Annotated in this window: 15 protein-coding genes and 1 riboswitch; of the genes, 6 read left to right on the top strand and 9 right to left on the bottom strand. The window is 70.1% G+C overall.

All coding sequences use genetic code 11. The features are described from left to right. Positions 1-169: 169 nt before the first annotated feature. Complete coding sequence (locus ACQPYK_RS45850; protein ID WP_433246786.1) at positions 170-448, bottom strand: hypothetical protein; 279 nt, start codon at positions 446-448, stop codon at positions 170-172. A gap of 269 nt (positions 449-717) precedes the next feature. Here ACQPYK_RS45850 and ACQPYK_RS45845 point away from each other — a divergent pair, with 269 nt between their 5' ends. Continuing rightward, positions 718-1011 carry a Dabb family protein gene (locus tag ACQPYK_RS45845; RefSeq protein ID WP_433246783.1) on the top strand — a complete coding sequence of 98 codons (294 nt, stop codon included), beginning with the start codon at positions 718-720 and terminating at the stop codon, positions 1009-1011. Here the strand turns inward: ACQPYK_RS45845 and ACQPYK_RS45840 are convergent. The 6 genes from ACQPYK_RS45840 to ACQPYK_RS45815 form a co-directional block, all read right to left on the bottom strand. Beyond that, positions 1008-1232: a DUF6458 family protein gene (locus ACQPYK_RS45840; protein WP_433246780.1), complete on the bottom strand. Its 225-nt coding sequence runs from the start codon at positions 1230-1232 to the stop codon at positions 1008-1010. The genes ACQPYK_RS45845 and ACQPYK_RS45840 overlap by 4 nt on opposite strands. Positions 1233-1284: 52 nt before the next feature. After that, on the bottom strand, positions 1285-2499 hold the full coding sequence (locus ACQPYK_RS45835; RefSeq protein ID WP_433246777.1) for an adenylosuccinate synthetase: 1215 nt from the start codon (positions 2497-2499) through the stop codon (positions 1285-1287). After that, positions 2496-3452 (bottom strand): hypothetical protein, encoded by a 957-nt coding sequence (locus tag ACQPYK_RS45830; RefSeq protein ID WP_433246774.1) that lies wholly within the window; start codon positions 3450-3452, stop codon positions 2496-2498. The genes ACQPYK_RS45835 and ACQPYK_RS45830 overlap by 4 nt, the downstream gene beginning before the upstream one ends. A 199-nt stretch (positions 3453-3651) precedes the next feature. Beyond that, entirely contained in the window at positions 3652-4608 is a 957-nt protein-coding gene (locus ACQPYK_RS45825) for a lipopolysaccharide kinase InaA family protein (protein ID WP_433246771.1), read from the bottom strand. Next, positions 4605-5339: an NUDIX hydrolase gene (locus tag ACQPYK_RS45820; protein ID WP_433246768.1), complete on the bottom strand. Its 735-nt coding sequence runs from the start codon at positions 5337-5339 to the stop codon at positions 4605-4607. Before ACQPYK_RS45820 ends, ACQPYK_RS45825 begins: the two co-directional genes overlap by 4 nt. 217 nt (positions 5340-5556) lie before the next feature. Then, positions 5557-7407: an acyl-CoA dehydrogenase gene (locus tag ACQPYK_RS45815; RefSeq protein ID WP_433246765.1), complete on the bottom strand. Its 1851-nt coding sequence runs from the start codon at positions 7405-7407 to the stop codon at positions 5557-5559. 258 nt (positions 7408-7665) lie between these two features. Here ACQPYK_RS45815 and ACQPYK_RS45810 point away from each other — a divergent pair, with 258 nt between their 5' ends. The 4 genes from ACQPYK_RS45810 (at position 7666) to ACQPYK_RS45795 (ending at position 9826) form a co-directional block, all read left to right on the top strand. After that, positions 7666-8451: a class I SAM-dependent methyltransferase gene (locus ACQPYK_RS45810; RefSeq protein ID WP_433246762.1), complete on the top strand. Its 786-nt coding sequence runs from the start codon at positions 7666-7668 to the stop codon at positions 8449-8451. Positions 8452-8470: 19 nt separating this feature from the next. Continuing rightward, positions 8471-8537: riboswitch (guanidine-III (ykkC-III) riboswitch) on the top strand. Between the two features lie 16 nt (positions 8538-8553). Beyond that, positions 8554-8877 (top strand): DMT family transporter, encoded by a 324-nt coding sequence (locus ACQPYK_RS45805; protein WP_433246759.1) that lies wholly within the window; start codon positions 8554-8556, stop codon positions 8875-8877. Positions 8878-8935: 58 nt separating this feature from the next. After that, positions 8936-9304, top strand: a complete 369-nt coding sequence (locus ACQPYK_RS45800; protein ID WP_433246756.1) for a VOC family protein — start codon at positions 8936-8938, stop codon at positions 9302-9304. 42 nt (positions 9305-9346) lie between these two features. Then, entirely contained in the window at positions 9347-9826 is a 480-nt protein-coding gene (locus ACQPYK_RS45795; protein ID WP_433246753.1) for an SRPBCC family protein, read from the top strand. Here ACQPYK_RS45795 and ACQPYK_RS45790 read toward each other — a convergent pair whose 3' ends face one another. Continuing rightward, positions 9827-10294 (bottom strand): hypothetical protein, encoded by a 468-nt coding sequence (locus ACQPYK_RS45790; RefSeq protein WP_433246750.1) that lies wholly within the window; start codon positions 10292-10294, stop codon positions 9827-9829. A 91-nt stretch (positions 10295-10385) separates the two neighbouring features. On the opposite strand from ACQPYK_RS45790, the gene ACQPYK_RS45785 reads away from it, so the two are divergent. Further along, positions 10386-10835 carry an N-acetyltransferase family protein gene (locus ACQPYK_RS45785; protein ID WP_433246747.1) on the top strand — a complete coding sequence of 150 codons (450 nt, stop codon included), beginning with the start codon at positions 10386-10388 and terminating at the stop codon, positions 10833-10835. Between the two features lie 108 nt (positions 10836-10943). On the opposite strand, the gene ACQPYK_RS45780 is transcribed toward ACQPYK_RS45785, so the two are convergent. Then, complete coding sequence (locus tag ACQPYK_RS45780; protein ID WP_433246744.1) at positions 10944-12974, bottom strand: molybdopterin-containing oxidoreductase family protein; 2031 nt, start codon at positions 12972-12974, stop codon at positions 10944-10946. Positions 12975-13048 lie beyond the last annotated feature (74 nt).

The following is a 13048-nucleotide window of genomic DNA, read 5'->3' as shown; positions in this document are numbered from 1 at the left end:
GGCTCATTGCGGAGACGAATGGACCCGTTTGATCCCACCTCCGGCGGTGGTTGGCCTAAATGCCGCTTTTCTCCGGATCGGGTTTATCGTCCCGGGTCGGCCGGGTAGAAAAAGAGCTCGCGCCCCGGCCGCGTGCGGTTCTATGACGGGTGGTGAGCCCGACCTCGGCCTACCACCAGCCGCCGCCCCATCCACCCCAGCCGCCGCCGCCCCAGCCGCCGCCGCCCCATCCACAGCCGCCGCCGCAACCGCAGCGGCAGCGACAACAGCGGCGTCTCCAGCATCCACAGCCGGTGACGAAGCTCGTCGCCGTGGTGGCGGTCTGGGCGGCCGGGGTCGATACCGCGGATCTCACCGAGGCTTGCGCGGGACCCGCGACGAGAGCGCCGGCGATGAGCCCGGCGCCCATCGTGCTCGCGATGAACGAGGCGGCAGTCTTGGTTTTCATGCGATCCTCCGATTTTCACGCGAAGACGGATTCGTCCTCATGGACAGCTGGACAATCCACAGACTGCCGGACCGGGAGCGATCAAGACACCGCAAAGCACTTATGCTTTGGCAAAGGCGCACAGACGTGTATAAATACGAAATAAATAACCTATACGGCCTTATTTCGGACAAAAGGTTCTACCCACACTAAACGGCATTTAGTCCCCGCCGCCGGACCTCTGTCGAGCTGGCCGTACGCTGGCGGGGAACTCGAACGAAGGGAAGATCATGTTCCGGCATGTCGTGCTTTTCACCTGGGCCGAAGAGGCCACCGACGAGCAGAAGGCCGCGGTCGCGACCGAGCTCGGCAAGCTGCCGGAGGTCATCGCGGAGATCCGCGCCTACACCATCGGAGCCGACGCGGGAGTGAACCCGGGCAACCATGAGTTCGCCGTCGTCGCGGACTTCGACAGCGTCGACGACTATCTGGTCTATCGCGACCACCCGACGCACCAGGCCGTGATCGCCGAGCACATCAAGCCGATCCTGGCCTCGCGTGCGGCAGTGCAGTACGCCTTCTAGACCTCCGGCGGGTTGTTCTCGCGGTGCATCAGGCGATCGTCCGACGTCTGCCCGCGCTTGGGCGCCATCACGACGCTGAGTACGACCCCGACAGCACCGACGATCATGAAGATCAGGCCGATGACGTCGATGTGCACGTCCTTGCCGAGGACATCGGGCTCGATGGCGAAGCGAAGGATGGCGCCGAGCGTGAGAAAGAAGATGCTGACCCCGACACCCATCAGGTCCTCCGGACGCAAGTAGTGGCCAGGTAAAGGGAGGGCATGTGGGTGGTCATACCCTTTCGGAAGCGATCACACTACTCATGCGCGTCTTGTCCGCGGCGGTGGGTCCCGCCGACCCCAGCCACACCGGGACGCCCAGGGCGTCGGCCACGGCCGCGGGCCAGTCGTCCACGCCGTCGACATGGCGGGGGCGCGCCCTCAGCACCCGCTCGGTCAGCCGCGCCTGCCCGTCGAGGTCGCCCGCCGTCCCCACCGCGAGCTCGCCGATGTCGTAGGAGACGCACATCCGCGACACCGGCGCGTCCAGATGGGTGAGCGCGAGCGCGTCGGCCCCGCCCGTGACGGCCAGTGCGTAGCGGTGGGCGACCGCGTCGAAATGGCCGGTTCGGAAAGGCCCCTGCCAGGGGCCCGTCGTGTTGTGGGGCTCGGGGATCTCCATCGTCGGGTCCTCGGTGACCAGCGGGCCGGGCCCGTGCCGGGTGGTGTAGGTGCGCACCACCCCCAGCCGTACGGCGGGCACCCCGTCCAGCAGGGCCAGCGCGTTGGCGAAGGTCGTCGTGCTCCACGTGGTGTAGGGGTGGAAGCCGTGCCACTCGTCGAGCAGCACGCCCTGCGCCCCCTCGAAGACCACCGGGCCCCCGCGCGGCAGGGCGGTCATGAACGAGGAGTCCACCAGGGCCACCCGCCCGGCGAACGCTCGGTAGGTCGCGACGCAGTCCTCCACGGGCGGCCCGGCCACCTCCAGCGCCTCGCGGAGCGCGTGCAGCTTGCGCGCGAGCAGCGCGGGGCTCTCGCAGTCACCTGCGGTCGGGGCCAGATCCGGGTGGCCCAGGGCGTAGGCCATGGTCTCGCCGACGCCCATCCCGCACGACCCGTGCCGGTCCGTGCCGCGTGCCAGCTCCCGCGCCCGTCCCGCCGCCACGTGGTACGGCGTGGCGAGCAGGGCGTCCCGGTCCACGGTGAGCAGCCCGAACGGATCGGGCACGCCCAGCTCCCGCAGGTGCGCGGCCTCCGAGGCCAGGGCCATCGGGTCCACGACCGTGAACCGGGACAGATGGGTCGGGACTCCCCGGAGCGTTCCCGACCCGAACTGGGCGAAGGTGTGGTGTCGCCCATCGGGCAGGACGACGTTGTGCGCGGCCTGCCCGCCCCCGTTGAACCTGACGACCGCCCGTACCGGCCCCTGGGCGCAGAGCCAGTCCACGACCGTTCCCTTGCCCGCGTCGCCGTAGCCGAGGTCGGTCACGATCACGTGCTCGGTCACAGCCGGACCACGCCGCTGCCGCCGTCGAGGTCGAGACCCTCGGACACCACCGGTGCGCCCCGGTCCAGTCTGGCCAGCGCCCGGCCCGCCGCGGCCCCCGCCGCCGAGCCGAGCTCGTCGAGGTCGTTCAGCCCCTGGTCCAGGTCGATGGCGTCCTCCCCGAGACCGACCGCGAGCGCGATCGTCTCGCAGACCGCGTCCAGGTCGTCCAGTTCCAGCACGTTCTGGCCGAGCAGCCCGCGCCAGGCGGCCAGCACCTGACCGTCGCCGGCGTGGCCGGCCCCCGCGGGCAGGATGTAGTAGACGTCGTACTTCCGGGTCAGCTCGGCGACGATCATCTCGGTCGGGATGTCCCGGCCGAGTTTGTCGCCGATCACCTTGCCGACCTCGCGACGCTTGACCGTCGGGTAGGGCAGCTCGTCGCCGATGATGAACAGGTAACCCCGGCGTCCCCGCTTCTCCAGGCAGTCGAGGGAGGTGTGCCTGGCCATGAAGTACATCGCCAGCTCGTACGACTCGGTCTTCTGACCGCCGCCGCCGCCCTCCAGCAGGATCCTGCCGAGGTCGTCGTCCATCCGGTTGTCGGACTCGAACTGGCCGATCTGCAGTGGGGCCCGGTCGCAGGTGGCGTCGCCGATCGCGCCGAAGAGGATCTGCGGGTCGGTCGCGTAGCCCTTGCGCAGCAGCAGGCCGAGCAGGTCGGGCAGCTTGGACTGGAGCATCCGGGGCACCCCGCCCATCGAGCCGGTCACGTCGAACAGCACGGCGACGGCCACGGTGGCGGGGTGCTCGGCGCAGTCGCGGCTTTCCCGGGCCGCCACGCCGTACGGGTCGAGGGCGTCGTGGACGGTGCGCGCGCCGCTGTCGCTGTAGGCGAAGGCGCTGGCGCCGCTGGCCGCGCGGTAGCTCGCGGCGGCGGCGTAGACGTCGGTGGACCACAATCCGCTTCCCATGGGGACCTCCCGTGATCGGGACGGCGGAGCCTGACGCCCCGGATCGTCCGTCCCAAGTTTTTCTCAAGTAGAGACAATCTCAGTATGAGAATAACTTGGCGCAGAGTCAACCCGTCCGGGCGTGCCCCGTCCTTCCGCGATGCGGGAGCCGGGCGTCCTTCCGCGATGCGGAAGTCCGGCCCGCCGGGCCGTACGGAGATCACAGGTGCAGCGGCCGGTATCTCCTGGGGCCGTACAGATCCTCCAGTAATCCGTCGAGCTCGCCGAGGAGCCGCCAGGCGTCGCGCGGCGGGCCGACCAGGCTGCCGTGGACGAACCGGCGGATCGGGGCGGGGACACGCTCGCCCATCAGGGCGGCCACGCAGCGGGTGGCCAGGTGGATGTCGGTGCCCTGGGTCGCCGGTTTCCTGGCGAGGACCTCGGGCGGGTAGTCGTCGCGGTGCCGGGCCACCAGGGCGGTCAGGGGGCTGCCGAGCGGGACCGACTGGCTCCAGTCGACGAGCACCAGGCCGTGGTCGATCGGGTGGACGAGCACATGGTGTCCGAACACCGCGCCGTGCACCACCCCCGCCCGGTGGGCCGTCCCGATCGCGACCAGCAGCCGCCGCCAGATCCACGCCGCGTCCCTCGGGTCGAGCTCAGGGCGCCGCCGTGCGACCTCCGTCAGGCTCACGAACCCGTCCGGCGCCCGGCTGATCACGTTGGCCTGCCGCTCGACCCCGCCGGAGCGGTATCGGAAGGACTCCACGAGCCGGGGCACGTACGGCGACAGCAGTGGGTCGCCGTCCCATGCGATCGTCCTGAGCGCCTCCGCCTCGCGCCGCATGAGGTCGTTGTCCGCATGGCTGCGGGGAAGTTTGAGCAGCGTGTCATCGCCGCTGCGGTACAGCACGGCCGAGGCGCCGCGCCGGAACGCGCCGCTGATCCGGTAGGACCCCCGCCTCGTAGTGATCACCGTCTCGGAGTCCCGCCCCCACGCCGCCCATAGCCCCGCGAGCTTGGCGAAGGCTTCGGCGGCGTCCGGTCCGGGCACCAGGTCCGGGTGGAGCAACCGGGCGAGCCGCCGGTACGCCCGGTGCGGACGGTCGCCGCCGAACAGGTCGTCCGCCGTGTGGGCGGCCGCCACCAGGGCGATCGCCTCGGCCGTGGTGGTCACCTGACCTCCTCCTCGCGGGCGGGCCGCAGCAGCGCCGGGTGCAGGAGCCGGGCGTCGCCGGCCCGGTAGAGCTTCGCCCGAGGACCGCCCCGGGCTCCGCCGCTCTCGGTCGTCTCCCCGGTGCTCTCCACGAATCCGGGCACGGACAGGATCTTGCGGTGGAAATTGCCCGCGTGCAGCGGCACCCCCCAGACCGTCTCGTAGACTCCGCGCAGTTCGGAGATGGTGAACGTCTCTCCCACGAACGTGGTGGCCAGCGGGGTGTACTCCAGCTTGCCCCGTGCTCGCTCCAGCCCTTCGCCGAGGATGCGGCCGTGGTCGAACGCCAGCTCCGGCAGCCGGTCGGCACGGTGCCAGGCGGCGTCCGCCGCGTCCGAGCCCGCACGCGGATCGGGAAGATCGGGGGCGAAGGCCAGGTAGGAGACCGACACGATCCGCATCCGGGGATCCCGCCCGGGCGCCCCGTAGCTGGCGAGCTGCTCGATGTGCGCGCGGGGGGTGAGCCCGGTCTCCTCCGCCAGCTCCCGTGCCGCGGCCTCCGGCAGGTCCTCACCCGGCCGGATGAACCCCCCGGGCAGCGCCCACCGCCCCGCGAAGGGCTGCTCGCCCCGCCGCACCAGCAGCACGTGCAACGCGCCCCCGCGGATGGTCAGCGCCACCACGTCGACCGTCACCGCGACCGCGGGAAAGGCCCGGGGGTCATAGCTCGCCAGGAACTCGGATTCGTCCATCACACGTCCTTCTCATCCCAAGTTAATCTCAGTATGAGAATAACAATACTCGCATGTCAACGTGTTCTTCCATCGCCCCGCATGGGGTCATGCCGGACCTTCGTACCTTGAGGGGGCGGCTTCGGGCGGGGGAGACACGGCGAGGGGCGACCCTGGAAACAGGATCGCCCCTCGTCCGTCGCCTGCCGCGGGAGCAGGTGGCTCTGCCGGGAGAAGGTCAGAAGGCCTCTTCGGGAAGCTCCATCAGGCTCTGGTCGGTGGCGTCGAGCACGCGGCGCTCGGCGGCGAGGCGAGGCAGGACGGTCTGGGCGAAGAACGCGGCCGCGGCCACCTTGCCGGTGTAGAAGGCCTTGTCGCCCCGCGCCGCGCCCGAGCCGGGCACGATGTCGGAGGAGCCCAGCGCGGTCAGCGCCACCTCGGCCTGGCGCAGGAGCAGCCAGCCGATCACCAGGTCGCCCAGGGCGAGCAGGAACCGGGTGGTGTTGAGGCCGACCTTGTAGACCTCCTCCGGAGTCTCCAGCGAGCCGATGGCCCAGCCGGCCATCGTGTCGGCCATCGCCTTGACCTCGTCGGCGGCCTCGTCGAGGAGCTTGCGCTCCTGCTTGAGGCGGCCGTTGCCCGCCTCGGAGGCGGCGAAGGCCTTGATGTCGCCGTACAGCGTGCCGAGGGCGACGCCCTGGTTGCGCAGGACCTTGCGGAAGAACAGGTCCAGGCCCTGGATCGCGGTGGTGCCCTCGTAGAGGGAGTCGATCTTGGCGTCCCGGATGTACTGCTCGATCGGGTAGTCCTGCAGGTAGCCCGAGCCGCCCAGGGTCTGCAGCGAGCGGGCCAGCAGTTCGTAGGAGCGCTCGGAGCCGACGCCCTTGACCAGCGGGAGCAGCAGGTCGTTCATCGCCTCGGCGTGCTCGTCCCGACGGCCCTCGAAGCCGGCGATCTGCACCGCGTCCTGGTAGGTGGCGGTGAGCAGGACCAGCGCCCGCATGCCCTCGGCGTAGGACTTCTGGAGCATGAGCTCGCGGCGCACGTCCGGGTGGTGGGCGATGGTCACGCGCGGGGCCGACTTGTCGGCCATCTGGGTGAGGTCGGCGCCCTGCACGCGGGCCTTGGCGTACTCCAGCGCGTTCAGGTAGCCGGTGGAGAGGGTGGCGATCGCCTTGGTGCCCACCATCATCCGGGCGTGCTCGATGATCATGAACATCTGCTTGATGCCCTCGTGGACGTCGCCGATCAGCGTGCCCACGGCCGGGTGCTTCTCGCCGAAGGTGAGCTCGCAGGTCGTGGAGACCTTCAGGCCCATCTTCTTCTCGACGTTGGTGACGTAGGCGCCGTTGCGCTCACCGAGTTCGCCGGTCTCCAGGTCCACGTGGTACTTCGAGACCAGGAACATCGACAGGCCCTTGGTGCCCCCGCCGTGCCCTTCGGGGCGGGCCAGGACCAGATGGAAGATGTTGTCGGCCATGTCGTGCTCGGCGCTGGTGATGAAGCGCTTGACGCCTTCGATGTGCCAGGTGCCGTCGGGCTGCTGGACGGCCTTGGTACGGCCGGCGCCCACGTCGGAGCCGGCGTCGGGCTCGGTGAGGACCATGGTGGCGCCCCACTGGTTCTCGATGGCCAGCTCGGCGTAGCGCTTCTGGTCCTCGGTGCCGATCACGTGCATCACGTGGGCGAAAGCCGGGCCGCTGGCGTACATCCAGATCGCCGGGTTCGAGCCGAGGACCATCTCGGCCAGCGCCCAGTTCACGCTGTTGGGCAGGCCGGGGCCGCCCATCTCGGCGGGCAGGCCGATGTTGGTCCAGCCGGCGTCGCGGTAGGCGGCGAAGGACTTCTTGAAGCCCTCCGGCATCGTCACCGTGCCGGTGGCGGGGTCGAAAACCGGGGGCTTGCGGTCGCCCTCCTCGAAGGAGTCGGCGAGCACGCCCGTCGCCAGGCGGTTGACCTCGCCGAGGATGGTCCGCACCGTCTCCTCGTCAAGATCGGCGTATGGGCCGGTGCCCAAGATGTCCCGGCGCCCGAACACCTCGAAGAGATTGAACTCCAGGTCACGGATGTTGCTCTTGTAGTGGCCCATGGGGTCTGCTCCTTGAAACCGGGGGAACCGGGGTAACCGGAACTCTAAATACTCGCCAGTAACCTTACCGACAATGCTACCCGCCAGTAACCCCTAAAAAACTGTAGCGGTAGGACGTTTGTCACACTCCCTGGAGGAAGGCGGACGTTCCCTTTCGTTTCCTCCGCTCCGCCCCGGGCCACGGCCCACCCGAAGCGGGAAACTCGCCGCTCCCCGCGTTGATCGACCATCACGGCGAACTTTCCTAAGCTCGTCCTCATGGACGAACGGTGGCGGGCGGATCTTGCGCAGTGGGGCATCCCCGACGCGATCGCGGCGCGGGCTCCGGCCGACCCCTGGGGGCATTCCCCGGCGCGATTCGCCGAACGGACCGATCGGGCGCTCGCGGAACCCGAGGGGCCGACCCTGGCCCGGATCGCCGAGGCGCTCCCGGCGGGGGGGAGCGTGCTGGACGTCGGCGCCGGCACCGGGGCGGCGTCGCTGCCGCTGGCCGGGAGCATGGGGGAGCTGATCGCGGTGGACTCCTCCGCCGGGATGCTGGCCGAGCTCAGGTCCAGGGCGGACGCGCTCGGCGTTCCCGTCCGGACCGTCGAGGGGCGTTGGCCGGACGTCGCGGCCGAAACTCCGGCGGCGGACGTCGCGGTCGCCGCCCACGTCGTCTACAACGTGCCCGACCTGGCCGCCTTCCTCACCGAGCTGTCCCGGCACGCCCGGCGCCGGGTCGTCCTGGAGCTCACCGAACATCACCCGATGAGCTGGCTCAGTCCTCTCTGGGCGCACTTCCACGGCCTCATCCGCCCGGAGCGGCCCACGGCCCACGACGTGATCGCCGTCGCCGAGGCGCTCGGCCACGAGGTCGGCCACGAGCGGCGTCTGGCCCCGCTGGCCCGCTTCGCCACGCTGGAGGAGCTGGGCGAGAGCGCGTGCCGGCGGCTCTGCCTCGGCCAGGATCGGGTGGCGGAGGTCATCGCGGCGGTGGCCGAGCTGGACATGTGGCCGCTTCCGCGCGACCACTGGTTCACGCTCTGGTGGGAATCAAAGTAGGGGTCGCCGCGCTTACCCGATAGAGCGCCCACAAGGGATGCTCCCGGACGAGACGCGCCGTACCCGGTCGGAAAAGACGACGCTCCTGTGGAAGGAGCCGTCATGGCCTGGGTCCTCATCATCGTCGCCGGTCTGTTCGAAGTCGCGATGGCGTACTCGCTCAAGATGAGCCAGGGGTTCTCCGTGCCGCTGCCCGGCGTCGCGTTCGTCGTCTTCGCCGTGCTCAGCTTCGGCCTTCTCTCCCTGGGCCTCAGGAGCCTGGAGGTCGGTACGGCCTACGCCGTGTGGACCGGTATCGGCGCCGTCGGCACCGCCGGCCTGGGCATGCTGTTCCTCGGTGAGGACGCGTCGTTCCTCAAGGTCGCCTCGATCGCCCTCATCCTCGCCGGCGTCGTCGGCCTCAACCTCGCCGGTGGCGGGCACTGAGCCCGCACGATCTGCAACCGGCTTGACGACTTAGGTGGTGTCGCGGTTGGGTGGGCACATGATTGACGTTCACTTCGTGACTTTCGACTGCGCCCGGCCGTACGAACTGGCGACCTTCTGGAGCGAGGCCACCGGCTGGCGGATCCACCCGGAGACCGCCAAGGAGGACGACGAGGTCCTGATCCAGGGCACGATGAACATGCTGTTCATCCGGGTTCCGGAAGGCAAGTCGACCAAGAACCGCGTCCACCTGGACGTCACCGGCTCCGACGGCACCACCCGTGATCAGGAGGTCGAGCGGCTGCTCGGGATCGGCGCCACCGTTCAGGACGACCGGCGTAACCCCGACGGGACCGGCTGGGTGACCATGCTCGACCCGGAGGGCAACGAGTTCTGCGTCTGCCGCGCCGGATACGAGAAGGCGTAACCGCCCTTGTCAGAGCGATGTTCTGTCGGACATGCTGCGGTCATGAGCCCCCCGAGCGCGTCCGTGAGCATTCACGTCTCGGCGCCGCCTGCAGTGGTCTACGCCCTGGTCACCGGTATCGGCGACATGGGCGAGTGGAACGTCGAGTGCCGCAGCGCCCGGTGGCTCGGACCGGTCCGGGAGGCGCGTCCGGGCGCGCGGTTCCGGGGTGGCAACAGTCTCGGGTGGCGGCGCTGGTCCACGCTCTGCACGGTCACCGCCGCCGAACCCGGCCGGGTCTTCGCCTATCACGTCCGCGCCGCCGGCCTGCTCGACGTGGCCGTGTGGCGCTTCGGCATCACGCCCACCGAGACGGGCTGTCACGTGGAGCAGAGCACCTGGGACACCCGCGGCCCCCTCATGATGATCATCGGCAGGCTCGTCACCGGCGTCCGGGACCGGGCCGCCCACAACGAGGCCAACATGCGGCGGACCCTTGAGGGCCTCAAGCGGGTGGCCGAAGGGTCGCCGGCCCGGTCCTGATCAGTGCCCGTGCGGCAGGGACGACTGGCCGCGCCCCCTGAAGGACAGCGCCAGGATCGCGGTGATCAGATACACCACGACACCGCCCTGGAGAGCGTCCAGCGCCGCGCCGAACATCCCCTCGCCGTCAAGGACGAGCTGCACGGGATACATGAGCGCGGCGGCGCCGAGCGCCGGGTAGAGAGAGAAACGCCAGGGGCGGCGCAGGGCCCACAGGCGCGCCTGCCGGGTCACCCGGTCCCCGGTGTTGGGCTTGGCGACCGAGCCGATCGCCGCGATCAGCGTGAACAGCCCGATCCCGAGCGACAGCGCCCAGGTCAGGTCGGCGTTTCCCGGCAGGATCACGCCCATGCCGAAGCTGACGGCGGCGACCGCGCCACCGGTCGCCGCGGCGGCCTTCCACGGCGCTCCGCGCAGAGCCGCTCCGGCGAGGGACATCTCGTCACGTCGAGTCAGTTCGTCGTTCATGGCATCAGACTGCCCTTTCGAGCCCCCTGTCCACATCGGGGGGCAACCCTGACCCGTCCCTGAGCTCCGCCTCCCCGATAGGTTGACGGCCATGCCAGTGAACTTCCGTATCGCCGGGATCGAGGACGTTCCGCCGATCGTCGCCCTCATCGCCGATGACAGCATCTCGGCCGCCCGCACCGGCGACTTCGGCGACGAGCACCGCGCCGCCTTCGAGGCCATCGACGCCGACCCCAACAACGAGCTGATCGTGGCCGAGCTGGACGGCGAGGTCGTGGGCACCATGCAGCTCACCTACATCCCCGGGATCTCCCGCCGCGGCGCCACCCGGATGCAGATCGAGGCGGTCCGGATCGCGGCGGCCCTGCGCGGTCAGGGCCTGGGCCGCCAGATGATGGAGTGGGCGCTCGAACGCGGCCGGGCCCGGGGCTGCGCCATGGTCCAGCTCACCACCGACAAGGCGCGCAAGGACGCCCATCGGTTCTACGACTCGCTCGGCTTCGTCGCCTCCCACGAGGGCTACAAGCTCGGACTGGGCTGACGGGCCCGTCCCCGCGAGGGGTCAGGCCTGACCCTGATCCGCCCGACCCTGACCCTCCTGGCCCTTACCCGCCCGACCCTGATCCGCCTGACCCTGGTCCTGACCCGCCTAGCCCTGATCCGCCTGATCGGCCGGCAGCGGGGCGAGCTCGACCAGGTTGTCATGGTAGACGGCGCCTTGCCCCATGTCGGCGTCGCGCTCGTCCACCACGGCGTTCGCCGTCGCGCCTCCGGCGCTCAGCTTGCGCCAGTGCCCCTTGGCGGCGGCCACCACGCCCGGCCGTACCCTGTCGCTGATCTCCACCACCGCCTCGAACTCGCCGTTGCCGTTGAACACCCGGGCCCGCTGCCCGTCCTCCAGCCCGCGCTGCGCGGCGTCGGCCGGACTGACCAGGACCCGGGGGCCCTTCGACCGGCGAAGCAACTCGGGGTTGTTGCCGAAAGTGGTGTTGAGGAACGTGTGGGACGCCGGGGTGATCAACGCCAGCGGGTACGGCCCGCGCTCGGCGGAGGCCGTGTAGGAGGGTATGTAGGCGGGGTCCGAGCCGAACTCCAGCCTGCCCGAGGGCGTCGGGAATCCGTCGGCGAAGGGCATGAACGGCTGCGGCACGTTGAGCCGGACCCAGCCCTCCTTGCGCAGCCGATCGACCGTTATGCCCTCCAGCGACGGGTGCCCCGAGGCGAGCAACTGCTCGGCCAGCTCCAGGTCGGAGTCGTACAGCGACGGCTCGGTCAGGCCCATGTGCGCGGCCAGGCGCCGGAACGTCTCCGTGGTGGACAGGCACTCGCCCGGCGGCTCGACGGCGGGTTCGTTCCACATCAGGTACATGTGCCCGTAGCCGGCGTGCAGGTCGATGTGCTCGGTCTGCATGGTCGCCGGCAGCACGATGTCGGCGTAGTCGACGGTGTCGGTCGGGAACTGCTCCATCACGACCGTGAACAGGTCCTCGCGCAGCAGCCTCTCGCGGATGCGGTTCTGGTCGGAGGTCGAGCCCATCGGATTGGCCGCGTACACCCACAGGCACTTCACCGACTCGTCCAGCCCCTCGGCCAGCCGGGTCATCGTGAGCCGGCGAACGGGCGCGGCCAGCAGGTCGTCGCGCGTGTCGATGTTGAGGTGGACGTGGGCGCTGGTGGAGTAGGCGACCCCGCCGCCGGGGTGGCGCCAGTCGCCGGTCACCCCGGGGATGGCGGCGATCGTGCGCATCGCGGTACCGCCGCCCGCGTGCCGCTGGATGCCCATCGTGGCCCTGATGCCGGTGGGCCGGGTGTGCGCCAGCCGTACGCCGAGAGCCCGGATGTCGGACTCGGGCAACCCGGTGATCTGCGCCACGCGCTCCGGGGGATAGCGCAGGATCTCCGCGCGGAGCCCGTCCCAGCCGTCGGTGTGGTGCTCCAGGTAGTCGCGGTCCTCCATCCCCTCCGACAGGACCACGTTCATCAGCCCCAGAGCCAGGGCCGCGTCCGTGCCGGGCCGGATCGGCAGGTGCTCATCGGCCTGCTCGGCGGTCCGGGTGCGGATCGGGTCGATCGCCACCACGTGCGCTCCGGCCGCGCGGGCGTCCTGGATGAACTTCCACAGGTGATGCCCGCTGGTCAGCGTGTTGGTGCCCCACAGCAGGATCAGCTTCGACAGCGCGAACGTCTCCGGGTCCATCCCGCCGGCCGTGCCGTTGGTACGCGCCAGGCCGACGTTTCCCGCCGTCGAGCAGATGTTCAGGAAATGCTTGGAGGCGCCCAGCACGTTCCAGAACCGCCGGCCCGCCACGCCCTCGGATCCCTGGACGTAGCCCAGCGTGCCGGTGCCGAGATACGGCCAGACGGCCTCGCCGCCGTGCTCCTCGACGATCCCGCGCAGCCGCGCCGAGATCTCCTCCAGGGCCTCGTCCCAGCTGATCCGCTCGAACCGGCCGGACCCCTTCGGACCGACCCGTCGCATCGGGTGGAGGATGCGGTCCGGCGCCCGCGTGTGTTCGAGGTAGCGGTTGACCTTCACGCAGAGCGCGCCGCGGGTGTAAGGGTGGTCGGGGTTGCCGCGCATCTTGACGGCCTCGCCGTCCCGGACGGTCACCACCCACGAGCACGTGTCGGGACAATCCAACGGACAGGCACCCAGAACCTGCAATTCCCCCAAAGACATGCCCTCGACTTTAGCCGCGCAGGAAAGCAGGAAAAAAGGGGGATACGGCCGGATCGGCCGCATCCCCCTTTTCG

Origin of the sequence: Streptosporangium sp. CA-135522 (genome assembly GCF_050949235.1) — a bacterium.
GTDB lineage: Bacteria > Actinomycetota > Actinomycetes > Streptosporangiales > Streptosporangiaceae > Streptosporangium.
Note: the sequence above shows the minus strand (reverse complement) of the source record. Positions and strands in the feature narration are given on the sequence as shown.